The organism is Nocardia sp. NBC_01499, from assembly GCF_045040275.1.
Classification (GTDB): Bacteria; Actinomycetota; Actinomycetes; order Mycobacteriales; family Mycobacteriaceae; genus Nocardia.
Genome location: NZ_CP109426.1, coordinates 9,027,149 through 9,044,151, shown reverse-complemented (window position 1 = coordinate 9,044,151; position 17,003 = coordinate 9,027,149). Strand labels below are relative to the sequence as shown.

Annotated in this window: 10 protein-coding genes; 4 read left to right on the top strand and 6 right to left on the bottom strand. The window is 66.8% G+C overall.

What is annotated here, in order from left to right; genetic code table 11:
• Nucleotides 1-26 precede the first annotated feature (26 nt).
• Complete coding sequence (locus tag OG203_RS41205; protein ID WP_405162601.1) at nucleotides 27-1,136, bottom strand: TerD family protein; 1,110 nt, start codon at nucleotides 1,134-1,136, stop codon at nucleotides 27-29.
• A 203-nt stretch (nucleotides 1,137-1,339) separates the two neighbouring features.
• Nucleotides 1,340-2,962, bottom strand: a complete 1,623-nt coding sequence (locus tag OG203_RS41200; RefSeq protein ID WP_405162600.1) for an acyl-CoA synthetase — start codon at nucleotides 2,960-2,962, stop codon at nucleotides 1,340-1,342.
• Between the two features lie 177 nt (nucleotides 2,963-3,139).
• On the opposite strand from OG203_RS41200, the gene OG203_RS41195 reads away from it, so the two are divergent.
• The 4 genes from OG203_RS41195 (at nucleotide 3,140) to OG203_RS41180 (ending at nucleotide 12,508) form a co-directional block, all read left to right on the top strand.
• Nucleotides 3,140-3,994: a tryptophan 2,3-dioxygenase gene (locus tag OG203_RS41195; protein WP_405162599.1), complete on the top strand. Its 855-nt coding sequence runs from the start codon at nucleotides 3,140-3,142 to the stop codon at nucleotides 3,992-3,994.
• Between the two features lie 4 nt (nucleotides 3,995-3,998).
• Nucleotides 3,999-5,234 (top strand): kynureninase, encoded by a 1,236-nt coding sequence (locus tag OG203_RS41190; RefSeq protein ID WP_405162598.1) that lies wholly within the window; start codon nucleotides 3,999-4,001, stop codon nucleotides 5,232-5,234.
• A complete protein-coding gene (locus tag OG203_RS41185) occupies nucleotides 5,215-6,075 on the top strand; it encodes a PaaX family transcriptional regulator C-terminal domain-containing protein (RefSeq protein ID WP_405162597.1) in 861 nt (286 codons plus the stop codon). Before OG203_RS41190 ends, OG203_RS41185 begins: the two co-directional genes overlap by 20 nt.
• A 175-nt stretch (nucleotides 6,076-6,250) precedes the next feature.
• Nucleotides 6,251-12,508, top strand: coding sequence for an amino acid adenylation domain-containing protein (locus tag OG203_RS41180; RefSeq protein WP_405162596.1), 6,258 nt, complete (start codon nucleotides 6,251-6,253; stop codon nucleotides 12,506-12,508).
• Here the strand turns inward: OG203_RS41180 and OG203_RS41175 are convergent.
• The 4 genes from OG203_RS41175 to OG203_RS41160 form a co-directional block, all read right to left on the bottom strand.
• Nucleotides 12,455-13,723 carry a lipase family protein gene (locus OG203_RS41175; protein ID WP_405162595.1) on the bottom strand — a complete coding sequence of 423 codons (1,269 nt, stop codon included), beginning with the start codon at nucleotides 13,721-13,723 and terminating at the stop codon, nucleotides 12,455-12,457. The two genes, OG203_RS41180 and OG203_RS41175, sit on opposite strands and share 54 nt — an antisense overlap.
• Nucleotides 13,724-14,092: 369 nt before the next feature.
• A complete protein-coding gene (locus OG203_RS41170; protein WP_405162594.1) occupies nucleotides 14,093-14,971 on the bottom strand; it encodes a biotin-dependent carboxyltransferase family protein in 879 nt (292 codons plus the stop codon).
• Complete coding sequence (locus tag OG203_RS41165) at nucleotides 14,968-15,618, bottom strand: allophanate hydrolase subunit 1 (protein ID WP_405168165.1); 651 nt, start codon at nucleotides 15,616-15,618, stop codon at nucleotides 14,968-14,970. The genes OG203_RS41170 and OG203_RS41165 overlap by 4 nt, the downstream gene beginning before the upstream one ends.
• 19 nt (nucleotides 15,619-15,637) lie before the next feature.
• Nucleotides 15,638-16,915, bottom strand: coding sequence for an MFS transporter (locus OG203_RS41160; RefSeq protein WP_405162593.1), 1,278 nt, complete (start codon nucleotides 16,913-16,915; stop codon nucleotides 15,638-15,640).
• Nucleotides 16,916-17,003 lie beyond the last annotated feature (88 nt).

Here is a 17,003-nt window from a genome sequence, read left to right as displayed (position 1 = left end):
AGTGCGCCTCGAGGAGCCGACGATGCTCAGAGGTAGGGCGCGACCTGTGCGGCCGCCTCGACCGGGTGGCCCGCCTGGATGGGCGCGCCGACGGCGTGGAACCGCCAGACATCCGCTTCCCGCTGCACCTTCGCCACCACCATGCCGGTGTGCCTGCCGCCGACGCGCAGGTTGCCGCCGATCAGTTCGACGTCGGTATTGCCGTCGACCAGGCGCCAGAATGCGTTGCTCACGCGCTCGAAGGTGTGCCCGGCGTAGGAGGTGACGACGAAAACGACCGTCGACACCTCGGCGGACATACGGGTGAGGTCGACGTCGATCATCTCGTTGTCGCCGTTGCCGGAACCGGTGAGATTGTCGCCTTGATGCCGAACGGATCCGTCTTTGGAGGACAATTGACCATAAAAAGCGGCGTCCATGAGTTCGCTTCCGGAAAACACCAATGCCGAGGCATCGAGGTCGATATCGACTTCCCGTAGTCCGAATCGGCCTGGTTCACGGACCGGGTCCCAGCCCAATGCCATCTTCACATGCGACAATTCCGCGCCACCCGGTTTGCGCAGTGCCAATTCCTGGTTGACGCCGAGCAGGTTCGCATCGTGGGACTGCTGCCGCATCGAAGGTTTCGGCGTGCGCCCCACCGCGACGCCGTGCGCGGTGACCAGGGTGGCGAAACCGCTGTGGTAACCGTGTCCGAGCGGGCGGAGCTGCCAGTCGGGTTCGGCCCGGTCCAAGTCGAGCGCGACGACCGTCGACTCCGCGCCGAGATCGTCGATCACGTAGTCGCACAAGCGGTTTCCCGCAGCGTCTTCGATCATCAGCTCAGGGGCTGGATACTCACCCAGGCCGTCCTGTTGGTCGTCGAGCGCGATGACAACGCGGACATGGGCAACCTCGACGGGAACCGCGCGCAGATCTATCACCAACACACCCGGACCGCCGTCCTCCCCCGGCATCAGTCGGACGCCCTGACCGAGCGGCTGGTTGTAGAAGACCAGATCCGCGTCCGCGCGCACCATGGCATTCGCGGTGAGCAATAACGCGGACAGGTCGACAGCGGCGCTGTGCCGCACCGAAACAATGATGTGCTCGGCTTCGAGCACATATGTCTGCCCCCGAGCCAGTTGCACGGTCATTCACCACACACTACAAAACAATCCCGATATGCACGCTAACGGCACGCGTTGTTTACGGTGTGCTGACACGTCCTTCGAAAGATGTCCGGCACGGGTTATTCGAGCGGCAGCCGATAATGCCTTGTTGCACCGGCGGCAATGGCGTGCCATTCGGTGCGGCAACGCCGAATTCCGGCTCGGGAACGTTATCGCCGGGCCGGCCGTCAGCGCGGCGCGCGCACCTCGTCGGGATGCTCGGTGACGTGCTTCTTGGCCGCCGGGTAGTTGGCCTTCCCGCTCGGCTGCCGCATCACCTCGTCGACGATCCAATAGCCGCGCGGCGCTTTGTAACCCGCGACCTTGGTGCGCACATGGGCATCGAGCCCGGCCAGATCGAGCGTCACCCCCTTGCGCGGCGCGATCACGGCGGCCACCGATGCGCCGAACCGCTCGTCTCGCACGCCGACCACGAGCGCGTCGAACACGTCGGGCGATGACTTCAGCGCGCCCTCGACCTCCTCCGGAAAGACCTTCTCACCACCGGTATTGATGCACTCCGAGCCGCGGCCGAGCAGCGTGACGGTGCCGTCCTCCTCGTAGCGGGCGTAGTCGCCGGGCACGACATAGCGGGTGCCGTCGATCTCGACGAAGATCGTCTTCGACTTCTCCGGGTCCTTGTAATAGCCGAGCGGCACGTGACCCCGCCGTGCGATCCGGCCGACCGCGCCCGGCTTCGGCTCGATCAGGTTGTCGTCCTCATCGATCAGCGCGGCCTGCGCGTTGAACTTCACCCGTGGCCCCTGGGTGTGGTCGGAGTCCTTGCCGACAACCGCGAGGCCGGTGCCGCCGCTCTCCGAGGAGCCGATCACGTCGGTGATGAACAGATGCGGGAACAGCTCGACGTACTGCTGTTTGAGCGAATGCGAGAACAGGGCCGCGTTGCTGCTCAACGCCCACATCGACGACACGTCGTACTGCTTGTCCCGATAGGCGTCGAGCAATGGCCGCGCCATCGCGTCGCCGACCACGGTGAGCACGTTGACCCTGTGCCGTTCGACCGTCCGCCACACCTCGTGCGCGTCGAACTGCGGCACGAAAACCACTGTGCCGCCGGAGTTCAGCGCGATGAACGCCGCCCACTGCGCGGCACCGTGGATCAGCGGCGACAGCGGCGCCATGACGATGCCGGTCGGCCCGGACTTGGCACCCTCGGCCAGTTCCCATTCGTCGGCGACATACTCGCCGGTGACGTGATTGATGCCGCCGCCGAGGGTCCGCCACACGTCCTCGTGCCGCCACATCACGCCCTTCGGGAAGCCGGTGGTGCCGCCCGTGTACAGCAGGTAGAGGTCGTCGGAGCTGCGTTCGGCGAAGTCACGCGCCGACGATTCGTTCGCCAGCGCCGCCTCGTACTCGGTGCCGCCGTATCGGCGGTAGTCCCGATCGGAACCGTCCTCGACGACGATGACATCGGTGAGCAACGGCGTGTGCGGCAGCACCTCGGCGACCACGTCGGCGTAGGCGCGTTCGTGCACCAACGCCTTCAGGTCGGCGTTGTCGGCGATGTAGCGGACCTCCTCGGCGACGTAGCGGTAGTTCACGCAGACCACCGCGGCACGCAGTTTGTAGGTCGCGATCATCGCTTCCAGGGCCTCGATGGAGTTACGCGAGTACACCCCGACGTGATCGCCCTTGCCGATCCCGCGCGCGGCCAGGTGGTGCGCAAGCCGGTTCGCGCGTTCGTCCAACTCACGGTAGGTGACCTGGCGGTCCCCGCAGATGATGGCGATGCGGTCTGGCACCGCGTCCACCGCGTGTTCGAGAAGGTCAGCGACGTTGAAAGCCATGACAATCAAACTAGAACCGGTTCTACTCCGCGACAAGGCGAGTCCCGGTGACCAGACGGCCGCTGGATACGGACGAGCCCGGTGCGACAGTTGCGCATCTATGACATAGATCTAGCGCACGTCACGATAGTGTCATACGGTGGGGTGAAGGCAGCACCCTACTGATGGGGACCTCGCATGACCGTCGAGCACAACACTCGCGCACTCGAACACGACATCGTCACCGACTTCAGCTCGCGTCTGAGCTATGGCGGCTATCTCGATCTGGACACGTTGCTCAGCGCGCAGCATCCGGTCAGCAGGCCGGAGCATCATGACGAGTTGTTGTTCATCATCCAGCACCAGACCACCGAGCTATGGCTGAAACTGGTGCTGCATGAAACCCGTGCGGCGCGGGCGGCTTTCGAGGCTGACGAGGTCGGTGTCGCTCTCAAATGCATTGCGCGCGTTAAGCATATCCAGAAGACGCTCACTGAGCAGTGGTCCGTGCTCGCGACGCTGACGCCCACCGAGTATGCCCAGTTCCGCGACGTTCTCGGCAATTCGTCCGGCTTTCAGTCGTATCAGTATCGTGCCATCGAGTTCATCCTCGGCAATAAGAACGCCTCGATGCTTCGGGTCTTCGAAGCGGATCCGGTCGCGCACAAGGAGTTGCGGTCGCTACTGCACGAACCGAGCCTGTATGACGCGTTCTGGCAGCACGTCGCGCGCATCGGGCTCGATGTACCGCGCTCGACGCTGGATCGGGACGTGACGAAGGCGTACGTCTTCGATCCCGAACTGCTCCCCCTCGTGAAGTCCATTTACGAAGCACCGCGAGAGCATTGGTCGATCTACGAGACGTTCGAAGAACTGGTCGACCTCGAGGAGAACTTCCAGCTGTGGCGATTCCGGCACCTGCGCACGGTGCTGCGCACCATCGGCATGAAGCGCGGCACCGGCGGATCCAGCGGTGTCGGGTTCCTGCAGCGCGCCCTCGATCTGACCTTCTTCCCCGAACTGTTCGCCGTACGCACCGAGATCGGACGTTGATGCCATGACCACCGCACCGTTCGACTTCGTCACGCGCGCAAGTGCTCTCGACGAGGCTGATCCGCTGCGCGACTACCCGGGCCGCTTCCTCGGCAGTGACGATCCGGAGATCGTCGCTTACCTCGACGGCAACTCACTCGGCCGCCCTACCCGGGCGACCGCCGAACGTCTCGCCGCGTTCGTCACCGACGCGTGGGGCGGGCGCCTCATTCGCGGCTGGGACGAGCAGTGGTTCGACCTGCCGTTGACGATCGGCGCGCGGATCGGCGCGTCGATACTCGGCGCGGCCCCCGGTCAGACCACGATCGGCGACTCGACCACGGTGCTGCTGTACAAGATCGCCCGCGGCGCCCTCGCGCTGCGGCCGGGGCGCACCGAGATCGTGCTCGACCGCGACAACTTCCCCACCGACCGCTACCTGCTGGAGTCGATCGCACACGAGCTGGGCCTGACGCTGCGGTGGATCGAGCCGCAGTTCACCGCTGGCGTCACCGCTCGGGACGTGGCCGATGCCGTCTCCGAGCGCACCGCGCTGGTGGTGCTCAGTCACGTCGCCTACCGGTCCGGGTACCTGCTCGACGCACCCGCCATCTGTGCCGTCACGCACGACGCCGGTGCCTTGCTGCTGCTCGACCTGTGCCATTCGGCGGGGGCCGTGGAGATCGAACTGGACTCCTGGGCAGTCGATTTCGCGGTCGGCTGCACCTACAAGTATCTGAACGGCGGACCCGGCGCGCCCGCGTTCGGCTACGTCCGCGCCGAGTATCTCGCCGATTTCACCCAGCCGATCTGGGGATGGATGGGTCGTGAGAGCCCCTTCGAGATGGCGCAGGGATACGTTCCGGCCCAGGGCATCCGGCGGGTCATCAGCGGAACGCCCGCGATCATCGGCATGCTGCCGATCCAGGACACCCTCGATCTGATCGAGGAGGTCGGGATGGCGGCCGTGCGGGCGAAGTCGGTCGCGCTCACCGAATTCGCGCTCGAACTGGTGCGGACCTGGCTGCTGCCGCTCGGTGTCGAGGTATCGTCGCCTATGGATCCAGCCCGCCGTGGTGGCCACGTGACGATCGACCACCCACAGTTCAAGGAGATCACCGCGCGACTCTGGGAACGCGGCGTCATCCCCGATTTCCGTCCGCCCCAGGGCATTCGGATCGGCCTGAGCCCGCTGAGCACCACCTACGCCGAGGTGCTTGCCGGGGTTGCCGCGATCCGCGATGAACTCGCCGCGCGCTGACCTCGCCGGTGCCGTCCTCGACGACATCGATTCGCGGCCGGGCAGCGCGACCTCGCTCGCCAGGACCGTGCTCGGCGCGTACGTCCGCGATCTGGGTGGCTGGATCGCCATCGCCGATTTCAGCGGATTGCTGGCCGGGCTCGGCGTGCCGGAGCAGAGTACAAGGACGGCGGTCGCCCGGCTGAAGAGTAAGGGCGTGCTCGACGCCGAATCGCGAGGCGGGCGCAGCGGATACCGCATCACCGACGCCGCCGAGGCGATGTACTCCCGCGGCGACCCGCGCATCTTCGGGTTCCGGCAGATGGCCGATGGCGATGCCTGGCATCTGATCTCGTTCGGCATTCCCGAATCCCAGCGTGCCGCACGACATCAGCTGCGCCGCCGACTGTCCTCGATCGGCTGCGGCACGGTCTCCGCCGGTCTGTGGATCTGCCCGGAGTATCTGGCGGCGGAAGCGTCGACGATTGTCTCGGCGCTGGATCTCGACGACTACGTGACCTCCTTTCGCGCAACGGAACTCACGGTCCCCACCACCCTGCGCGCGGCGGCCGCGCAGTGGTGGGATCTGCCGGCCCTCGCCGATCGGCACCGCGAATTCCTCGAGCACCACCGCGATATCTTGACCCTCGAAAACCTCACCGCCCGACAGGCATTCGACCGCTTCGTGCCCCTGCTCGATGAATGGCGCATCATCCCCTATCTTGATCCAGGGCTCCCCGAAGCGATGTTGCCCGCCGACTGGCCGGGACTGGACAGCGTGCGCCTCTTCGCCGACGCGCAGCGGCGTTGCCTGACGCCGAGCCGTCGGTGGGTGCGGACGAGTATCGAAACCGAAACGTAGGACGAAAATCCTCTGAATTCGAAATGTCTTGGCCCGCAGTGCCGTAAAGTGTGCCTCCGCGCCGAGCAACCGGGCTGAGCACGTGCGCGGACAGCTCTCTGCATATCGGTGGTGAACCCGACGACCGCGTTGTACCATCAGGCCCCTTTGTCACTTCGGATGGCGGGACCAGAGCTTGACCAGTGGTATTCAGCGGACCCCCTCGTCCGCTCGTCGTGAGCGTTCCCGCCGAACGTCGGCGTCCCACTCACCCACCCTCGCCGCGCTGCTCGCTTCGGCCGTCGAGCGTAATCCCGACGGCGTCGCGGCGGTGTGCGGCGACGACTCGATCACCTATCGCCAATTGGACGCGCGCTCCTCGCAATTGGCTCGGACCTTGCTCACGATGGGGGCCGGGCCGGAGACGAGGGTGGCGCTGGCGCTGCCACGGTCGATCGACTCGGTACTGGCGGTGTGGGCCGTCGCGAAGACCGGCGCCGCGTTCGTGCCGATCGATCCCGGCCTGCCGCGCAAGCGCATCCAGTTCCAAGTGACCGACTGTGGTGCCGAAATCGGGCTGGCGGACAGTGCATACGCGCCAACGCTGCCTGCTGGCGTTCGCTGGCTCGCGATCGATGACCCGGAGTTCGTCACGCGGACTTCAGCGGAATCGACCACCCCCATCTCCTATCTCGATCGTCCCGCACTGCTTCGGGTTTCGAACGCGGCGTATCTGATCTACACCTCCGGCTCGACGGGTCGCCCGAAAGGCGTCACCGTCACCCATGCCGGTATCGCCGCGTTTTGTGCCGAGCAGATCACGAGGTACACCCTCACTCCCGCCGCGCGCACCTTGCATTTCGCGTCACCGAGCTTCGACGCCTCGGTCCTGGAGCTGCTGCTCGCCATCGGCTCCGCCGCCACCATGGTGATCGTGCCGCCGACGGTCTACGGCGGCGCCGAGCTGGCGAACGCGCTGGCGCGACACGAGGTCAGCCACGCCTTCCTGACACCGTCGGCCCTCGCCTCGCTCGAGCCGACCGGACTCGATGCGCTGCGCGTGGTGATCGTCGGCGGCGAAACCTGTTCCGCGCCACTGGTTCGTCGCTGGGCGGCACCCGGTCGCCGGTTCTTCAACGGCTACGGGCCGACCGAAACCACCATCATGGTGACCATCAGTTCGCCGTTGTCGCCGGACCTGCCGGTGAGCATCGGCTCCGCACTGTCGGGCATGAATTGCCGGGTGCTCGACAAGCGCCTTCGCCCGGTCGGTGTCGGCACCGCGGGCGAACTGTACGTCTCCGGCCCCGGCCTGGCCCGCGGCTACCACGACCGATCCGGCCTGACGGCACAGCGTTTCCTGGCCGACCCGCACGGCCACCCAGGCACGCGGATGTATCGCACCGGCGACATCGTCCGCCGCGGCACCGGTGGCGACCTCGAATACCTTGGCCGCACCGACGATCAGGTCAAGGTCCGCGGCTTCCGCATCGAGCTCGGCGAGATCGACTCGGTGCTGGCACGGCAATCGGGGGTGCGTTCGGCGGTGACCGTCGACCGTAAAACCGCGGTGGGCGAGACGACGCTGGCGGCCTATGTGCAGCCCGCGCCGGGGCACATCCTCGATGTCGCCGGGCTGGCGAACGCATTGGCCAAGCAGCTGCCGCAGTACATGCTGCCAACCTCGATCACCGTTGTCGACCGTATTCCGTTGACGCCCACCGGAAAAGCGGATCGGGCGGCGTTGCGCGTCCGTGCCGTCGATCGGCTCGCCTACCGGTCGCTGTCCGGTCCCGGCGAGCAGATGATCGCCGAGGTGTTCGCTCGGGTCCTTGGTCAGGAACAGCTGGGCGCTGACTCGGATTTCTTTGCCTCGGGCGGTAATTCGCTGCTCGCCACCCAGGTTGCCGCGCGGCTGAGCGAGACGTGGCAGGCGCGGATCCCGACCCGGCTGCTGTTCGATCATCCGACCGTCGCGGCGCTGGCGAAGGCCATTCAGGCGCAGCGATTCGACAAGACCCGACCCGCGCTGCTCGCCAGGCCGCGACCCGAGCGGGTGCCGCTCTCGCCGTCGCAGCTCCGGTTCTGGCTGCGCAATCGGTTCGATCCGGAATCCTCGGTGGACAATATCGGCTTCGCCTTGAACATGGCCGGTGATCTCGATATCGCCGTCCTGCGCGCGGCATTCGCCGACACCGTCGCGCGCCACGAGATTCTGCGCACGATGTATCCCGCCGACGCCACCGGACCGAGGCAGCTGGCGATCGAAACAGCAAGTGTCGTTGCCGATTTCGCCGTCGAGGACATCGCTTCCACCGATCCCGATGCGGTGGCCGAACGCATCCGCGCCATCCTGTGGCGCGGTTTCGACGTGTCGACCGAAGTGCCGCTGCGGGTTCGACTGCTGCGGACGGACGACGGATACGTGCTGGTGTGCGCGGTGCACCATATCTGCGCCGACGGCTCCTCGCTGGCCCCGCTGGCCCGCGATATCGCCCTCGCCTACACCGCGCGCGCCGCGGGCACGGCCCCGATGTGGCGGCCGTTGGATATCCAGTACGCCGACTACGCCCTGTGGCAGCAGGAGCTGCTCGGCTCTCGCGACAACCCGGATTCGCTGCTGTCCCAGCAACTTTCCTATTGGACGACGGAGCTGGCCGGGCTGCCGGACGAGCTGGACCTGCCGACCGATCGGCCGCGACCGAGCACCGCGTCGTTGCGCGGCGCGGCGACGCAGCGGCCGGTGCCGGCCACGCTGCACCGCGAATTGCTCGCCGTCGCGCGCGAACACAAGGCCACCCTGTTCATGGTGATGCGGTCGGCGTTGGCCGTCCTGCTGTCCCGGCTGTCCGGCAGTACCGACGTCGCCATCGGCGTGCCGATGACCAACCGCGCCGAGGCCGCCCTTGACGATCTCGTCGGCATGTTCGTCAATACGACGGTGTCGCGGACCAGGATCGATCTCGCCGAGAGTTTCGCCGCGCTGCTCGACCGGACCAGGGACCGGGATCTGGTGAACTTCGCCCATTCCGAGGTGCCATTCGAGCACGTGGTCGACGCGGTCAATCCGGTGCGATCGCCGGGGCGGCATCCGCTGTATCAGGTCGGCTTCGCGTTCCAGAACTTCGGCAAGGCCAGTCTCGAACTGCCCGGCCTGACGTTCTCCGGGCTCGATATCGATACCCGAACAGCGAAGACCGATCTGCACATCGCGGTGGTCGACGAGCACGCCGACGACGGCACGCCGGGCCAGATCATCATCCGGTTCAGTTATGCCACCGACCTTTTCGACGAGCCGACGGTGCGGCGGTTCCTCGACGCCTACATCCGGGTGCTGCATCAGGTGGCCGCCGATCCGGTCGGTGCGGTCGGTGACATCGATATGGTGCATCCGGACGAGCGGCGGCAGATCGAATCCTGGTCGGCTGGCGCCGATCACGCGTTAGCGCCCGAAACCCTCGGTGCGGCATTGCAGCGCAATGCGGAAGCCACGCCGGACGCCCCCGCCTTGGTGTTCGGATCGGCGACGGCGACCTACGCGCAGTTGCGGGATCGGTGTAACCGGTTGGCGCGCTGGCTGATCAGGCAGGGCGTTGGCCCGGAGACCGTCGTGGCGGTGGCTATGCGGCGATCCATTGATCAGGTCGTCGCGCTGTGCGCGATCGCCGAAGCAGGCGGCGCCTGGGTGCCCATCGATCCGGACCATCCGGCCGAACGGATCGGCTACGTGCTGGATTCGGCAGCGCCACAGTGCGTGTTGACCACCAGTGGTGACGCGTTCACGGTCACGGCAGCGCACGCTGTCGACACCCTGGATCTGACGCAGCTGGATTCCGCGCCCGTGCGCCAGGACGAGCGGCGCATACCGCTGCGCGGCGATCACCCCGCCTACGTCATCTACACCTCCGGATCGACCGGTCGCCCGAAAGGTGTTGTGGTCACCCACGAGGCGATCGTCAACCAGCTCGATTGGATGCAGCACCGGTACGAGGTCGAGGCCACCGACACCTATCTCCAGAAGACTCCGGCGACCTTCGACGTGTCGCTGTGGGGATACTTCCTGCCGCTGCGCGCGGGGGCACGGATGGTGCTCGCCGGACCGGACGAGCATCGGGATCCGGCGGCGCTGTGTTGGCTGATCGCCACGCACCGGGTCACCCTCACCGATTTCGTGCCGACCATGCTGACGACGTTCGCCGGTCACGCCACCGCCGCCGAAGTATCTTCGCTGCGAGCCGTTTTCGTCATCGGCGAGGCGCTCGCACCGGAGACGGCGCGGGCGTTCGACGCGATCAGCCACGCGGAGGTGCACAACCTGTACGGCCCGACGGAGGCCGCGGTCAGCATCACCGAGCACCGCGTCGACGCCGCCGATCCGGCGGCCACGGTGCCGATCGGTGTGCCGGAATGGAATTCGCGGGTCTCCGTCCTCGACGCCCGGCTACGGCCGGTGCCGGTGGGCGCGGTCGGCGAACTGTATTTGGCCGGAGTCCAACTCGCCCGGGGCTATCACGGTGCGCCCGGTCTCACCGCCGGACGGTTCGTCGCGAATCCGGCCGACCAGGGCGCGCGCATGTATCGGACCGGGGATCTGGTGCGCTGGAACACGCGCGGGACCCTGGAGTATCTCGGGCGCAGCGACTTTCAGGTGAAGGTGCGCGGGCACCGCATCGAACTCGGCGATATCGAAACCGCGCTACTCATGGACCCGGGTGTCGGGCAGGCCGCGGTCGCGGTGAAATCGTCCGATGCCGGTGACCGCCTAGTCGGCTATGTAGTCGCGGCACCCGATGCCGCCATCGAGCCGAATGTGGTGCGGCAGTCGGTTTCTCGCCTATTGCCCGCCTATATGGTGCCGTCGGCAGTGGTACTCCTCGATGCGCTGCCGGTCAATACCAGCGGCAAACTCGACCGGGCCGCCCTGCCCAAGCCGGTATTCGCCTCGCGGGACGGCGTTGCCCCGTCGACAGCGCTCGAACAGGCGATCGCCGAGGTATTCGCCGAGGTGCTCGACGTATCCCCGATCGGGGTGACCGATGACTTCTTCGAGCTCGGCGGCTCCTCACTGATGGCTTTCACACTGCACCAACGGCTTTCGGCCCGCCTCGAGCGTGACGTGCCGATGTCGGCGCTGCTCACCACACCCACGGTGGGCGGCCTCGCCGCGCATCTCACCGGAACAGCGCAACAGACCAGGGTGGCGACACCTGCCGAGGACGCCGTACTCGACCACGGAATCGATAGCCACGCTTGCCTGCCCGCACACTCCGGTTCCCCGCGCGAAGTGCTGCTGACCGGCGCGACCGGATTCCTCGGCGCCCACCTGCTCCGAGAACTGTTGCAGCGCACCGACGCGCGGATCCTGTGCCTGGTCCGCGCCGACAGCACGGAACAGGGTGCCGATCGCATCCGGCAGGCACTGCACCGCTACCGGTTATGGGACGACGCCACCGCCGCTCGGATCGTCGCCGTCCCCGGCGATCTCGCCGCACCACGACTGGGTCTGTCCGACAACGACTTTGCTCGCCTCGGCGACAGTGTCGATGTGATCGTGCACAACGGCGCTCGCGTCAATCACATCGACCCGTACGCGCGACTGCGCACGGCCAACGTCGAGGGAACCCGAGCCGTACTCCGGCTCGCGACGACGCGACGGCTCAAGCCCGTGCATTTCGTCTCCACCCTCGGCACCACTGTTTCCGCCACGGAGACAACGGGACTCATCGAGGAGAACGTACGGCTCCAGGCCGACCAACTGTCCGACAACGGCTACGTCACCTCCAAATGGGCCGCCGAGGAACTGGTCCGACAGGCGGGCGAGCGCGGCATCCCGATCGGCATCTATCGACCGGGAACCATCTGCGGCGACCCGAAAACCGGCGTGAACAGCGCCGACGATTCGTTCTGGAACATGATCCGCGCCGCAGCCATCCTCGGCCTGGCACCGGATGTCGGCGACGCGGCCGTCTCCCTCGTCCCGGTGACCTACGTGGCCAGCGCGATCGTCGAACTCGTCACCGAGCCCCGGCCGGAAACCGTGTTCCACCTGGTCAACAAGACCCCGGTGACGGTAGGCGAGATCTTCACCTGCCTGCGCTATCACGGCCTCCCGGTGACGATCGCACCGCTCGACACCGTGCGCGCCGCCCTCGCTGACGAATCCCACCGCCGCAATGCCGTCGGCGACGATTCCCTCGTCCGGGCGGCCCTGCTCAGCGCGAACTACCTCGGCCTCGGACACCTCGACTGGAGCGACGCGCACACCCGAACCGCCCTGGCCGACACCGGCATCGCGTGTCCACCGATCACCGAAGCCGCCCTCGACGCCTACATCAGGGAGTTCATCACCTCCGGCTTCCTGCCGTCCGGCACCACCCCCGGCGCGGTGCTCCGGCCCAGCTCAGCAGGTGGTTGGTCCGGGGTCGGCGCCAGCGACGACGGCGGTCAGCCATAGCACCGACGGTTCGTACCCGATCAACTCGGCCGAAATATGTTCTGTCGCAGGGACTCTGAAGAAGCGCAGGTTCGCGCCCGCGGCGCAGTAGCGCTGCACGACGGGCTCGATGGCGGCGATGGGGATGATCGGGTCGGTGGTGGAGTGCCACATCGCCACCGGGATGTCGGGGGTGTCGCCGTAGCCGAGACTGTCTCGGTGCAAGGCGGTTTGGACGTCGGGGTCGCGGAACGCCTGCTTGTCCTTCAGGTAGTTCTTCAGCGGCCGCCACGCGCCGGTGGCGGCCGCTGTGTAGAGGCAGCGATGTTCGATATCGGCGGCCACGGTCATGCCGTCGGGGGTGAGGAACTTGTCGAGCGGGATGAGATCCGGGTATTCCCTGGACAATCCGATCAACCAGATCCAGCCGACGAAATCGGCCTGTCCGGCGATACCGGGTCCGGCGTCCATGGCGAACATCGTCATCGCGTGCTTATCGCCGGGCACGCCACCCTGGGCGCTGCCCTTGATCGGCAGTTCGGGGGCGTAGCTCCGGTGTAGTTCGGCCGCCCAGCCGGTGGCGCTGCCGCCGCCGGAATATCCCCACAGGCCGACCGGCGCATCGGTCAGGCCGATGCCAGCGCGCCGCGCCGCTCGGACACCGTCGAGCACCATCCGGCCCTCGCTCGGCGCCAGTGTCGTATCGGTCTTGCCGTTGAAGTCGGGGACCGACACCGCCATGCCCTCACCGAGGAACTGCAGCAGCAGCTGGGTTTCCTTCATAGTCCCCGCGCGCACGGTGTGCGAAGGATTGCACGCCGGGTCGAGTCCGTCGATCGCCTCCTGATAGGAGATGACCGGGCGCGGACTCGGGCCGAGCCACGGGATACCCGGAATCATGACGGTGGTCGCGGTGACGGTCGGCCGATCGAGACTGTCGGTGCTGCGGTACAGGATCTGTTCGGTGTGCACCGGCGGCCACGGCAGACCGAGCAGATAGCTGGTCACCACCCGCTTACGGATCACGTCGCCATTGGCGTAACGGTCCAGATCGGCCGGGTCGTCGAACCACCGGTCGTCGGCGGGCATGGGGACGGGAATGACCGAGTAGATATCGGTTTCGCGCGGCAGCGGCGGCAGCTGGTTCTCGTCGGGCCGCACCGGCCAGGCGGGTTGGGTTCCCCCCTGGCCGGTGTTCGGCAGATCCGGTCCGGCGGCCGCCGTCGCGGCGACCACGAGCGAGACAGCGAATGTGAAACCTACTGCGAATGTGGCACGACAAACACGGATCACAAGCGGGGCACCTCTCAGGCGAAGATGACATCGAAGCCAGAAGCCGCCGATAACAGCGACCGCCAACCGGGACACCATCGAGCGCCCGACGGACCGAAAGAGGTATCAGTTCACACGACACCTCGCGGCAGTGTCACTACGCAACTGCCCAGTATTTGCCCGCTACCTGTGTGCAACGTGCATAAGCCTCGCCGTCGGCCCGGCAATGTTCGTCGACATCGGCGCCGAGGACGGAGCCGATGAGGCGCGAGCGAACCTCGATGCGATGAACGGATCGACTGGTTGATTCAGTGGTGGCCGGGCCCGAATTCGCTACTGCGCCAGGCGAAACCGCAGGTGCTGTCCCGGCCGCAGCTGGGCCAGCAGGTCGACGTCGGCCGTGACGACGGTGCCGATCACCGGATAGCCGCCGGTGATCGGATGGTCGGCGAGGAACACCACCGGTTCACCGCTCGGCTGCACCTGGATCGCGCCGAGTGGCATCCCCTCGGTGGGCAGTTCCTTGTCGTTGATCCGAGTCAGCGGTGCCTCGTCGCCGACGCGGGCCAGCCGAACGCCGATTCGATCGGCCCGGTCGGTCATCTCCCAGGTGCCGGTGAACAGCGATCGCGGATCGGTGAACCAGTCGTCGCGCGGGCCGAGCAGCACTCGGACGGTGACCGTGCCCGTCGGCATCGAAAGCACCGGTGCCACAGCGATATTCGGCCACGGGTAGGCGTCCGCCGCACCCGCGCTGAGCGCCACGCCCTCGGCCAGCGGCTCCGGACCGAGTCCGGCGAGGGTGTCCCTGCTGCGGGAACCGAGAACCTCATCGACGGCGATACCGCCGCGCACGCCGACATACACGCGCAACCCGGCGGCGGCCATGCCGAGCTTCAACCGCTGCCCGGTTCGCAAGGCGAGGACCGACGCGTGCGCCTCGGCGACGCCGTCCACGGTGATCGGCGCCTCGGCACCGGTCACCGCGAGCAGCACCGGCGCCTCGGCCACGAGTTCCAGTCCGCCGAGCAAGGTTTCGATGCCTGCGGCGTTCTCGGGGTTGCCGACCAGTCGATTCGCCAGCTTCAGCGAGCCACGATCGGCGGCGCCGGAAACGCCGACGCCGATCGAGAACCAGCCGGGCCTGCCGAGGTCCTGGATGGTGCTCAACGGACCCGCATCGAGGACCCGCAACGCGGCACGGCAGCTCATCCCATCGCCTCCTCGGTGAACCGAACCCGGGTGCCCGGGCGCAACAGGGACGGTTCGGCTCGGTCCAGATCCCACATCCGAACGTCGGTGGTGCCGATGAGCTGCCAGCCGCCGGGCGAACGCCGAGGGTAGACGGCGCTGTACCCGTCGGCCAATGCCACCGAGCCCGCGGGCACCGAGGTCCGTGACACCGCTCGGCGCGGCACGGCCAACCCTGGCACGGCGGTCTCCAAATAGCCGAATCCAGGCGCGAATCCGATGAACGAGCACCGCCACACCGCCCGGGTATGCGCGGTGATCAGCGCGCGCACCGAGATACCCAACTGTGCCGCAACGCTTTCCAGATCCGGACCGTCATAGCGGACCGGGATGACGCGGACCGCGTCCGGCTCCGGCTCGGCTGATCCGGTGCCCTGGATAGTCCGGAACAGTTGCCGCAGTTGCTCTTCGACGGCACGACTGTCCGCGGCATCGGTCATGGTGACCAGGACCGTCTGCGCGGCGGGCAGCACATCGTGCACGCCGGAGGGCAATTCGCGCCGCAGCAGGTCGATGAACGCGACCAGGTCGGCATGCTCGTCGGGCGCGACGAGCAGCGACCGGTCCCCTGCGGGCAGGATCCGCAGCGGCGCCGTCGGCACGGTGATCGCGGACATCGACACTCCTTCAGGCTAATTCGCGGCCGCGGGTCTCCGGCAGGCCGAACAATGCGAACACGGCGAGGACGTAGCCGAAGGCGCCGAACATCATGGCACCGGCCAAGCCGAGCGTTGTGGAAGCCAAAAACCCTACGACAGTGGGGAATACCGCGCCGACGCCGCGGCCGAAGTTGTAGGTGAAGCCCTGCCCGGTGCCGCGCGACGCGGTCGGATACAGCTCGGAGAGGAACGATCCGAAACTGGAGAAGATGGCCGCGGTGCAGAAGCCGAGCGGGAATCCGAGGACAAGCACCATGGTGTTCGCACCCTCCGGAACCTGGATGTAGGCGACCATGAACGCGACCGACAACACGGCGAACAGTTGGATGGTGCGTTTGCGTCCGATCCGATCGGCGAGGATGCCGCCGGTGACGTACCCGAGGAACGCGCCGCCGATCAACGCGAACAGATAACCGCCGGTACCAACGACATTCAGGTGACGGCTCTTCTTCAGATAGGTCGGCAGCCAGGTGGCGAGGGTGTAGTAGCCGCCCTGGACGCCGGTGGCGAGCACCGAGGCGAACAGCGTCGTCCGGAGCAGGTCCCGCCGGAAGATCGAGGCGAACGATCCCGCCCGTTTGCCCGCCGATTCGCGCCGCTGCGTGACGGTTTCGGAGTCGGTCAGATTGCGGCGCACCCAGATGATCAGCAACGCGGGCAGCGCACCGGTCCAGAACAGCACCCGCCAGGCCAGATCCTCACTGACGAACTGGAAGACCAGCGTGTAGACCAGAACCGCCAAACCCCAGCCCACCGCCCACGCGCTCTGCACATAGGCCACCGTCCGGCCGCGATACTTGGTCTGCGCGTATTCGGCGACCAGGATCGCGCCCGCCGCCCATTCACCGCCGAAGCCGAGACCCTGAAACGCCCGAAAGACCAGCAGCGTCTCGAAATTGGGCGCGAAGCCGCACAGCACCGTGAACAGCGTGTAGGTGGCGACGGTGAGCTGGAGGGTGCGCACCCGCCCGATCTTGTCGGCGAGCACGCCAGCCAGCGCGCCGCCGAGCGCGGACACCAGCAGCGTCACCGTGGTGAGCAGACCCGCCTTGCCCGAGCTGATCACGAAGTACGACGAAATGGCGCCGAGCGCCAACGGCAGAACCTGGAAATCGTAGGCATCCAAGCCATATCCGCCGAACGCGCCGAGGAAGGCCTTCTTGCCTTTGGCGCTCAGCGTGCGGAACCAGTCGAAGGGTGGTGACTTCTCGGCCGGATCCACCGGGAGGTCTGTGGAAAGGCTCATGGATGCCTCGCAATGCTCGAGCTCAAGAGAGCGACGTACGTCACAGCAGACTACGGATCGTTGAACGATTCTGCAATCCTAAAGTTGG

Bases quoted from the DNA above. Each gene is read 5' to 3' on its own strand.
- OG203_RS41170 (WP_405162594.1), bottom strand. From the start codon at position 14,971: ATGAGCTGCCGTGCCGCGTTGCGGGTCCTCGATGCGGGTCCGTTGAGC.
- OG203_RS41190 (WP_405162598.1), top strand. From the start codon at position 3,999: ATGACCACCGCACCGTTCGACTTCGTCACGCGCGCAAGTGCTCTCGAC.
- OG203_RS41195 (WP_405162599.1), top strand. From the start codon at position 3,140: ATGACCGTCGAGCACAACACTCGCGCACTCGAACACGACATCGTCACC.
- OG203_RS41200 (WP_405162600.1), bottom strand. From the start codon at position 2,962: ATGGCTTTCAACGTCGCTGACCTTCTCGAACACGCGGTGGACGCGGTG.
- OG203_RS41160 (WP_405162593.1), bottom strand. From the start codon at position 16,915: ATGAGCCTTTCCACAGACCTCCCGGTGGATCCGGCCGAGAAGTCACCA.
- OG203_RS41205 (WP_405162601.1), bottom strand. From the start codon at position 1,136: ATGACCGTGCAACTGGCTCGGGGGCAGACATATGTGCTCGAAGCCGAG.
- OG203_RS41185 (WP_405162597.1), top strand. From the start codon at position 5,215: ATGAACTCGCCGCGCGCTGACCTCGCCGGTGCCGTCCTCGACGACATC.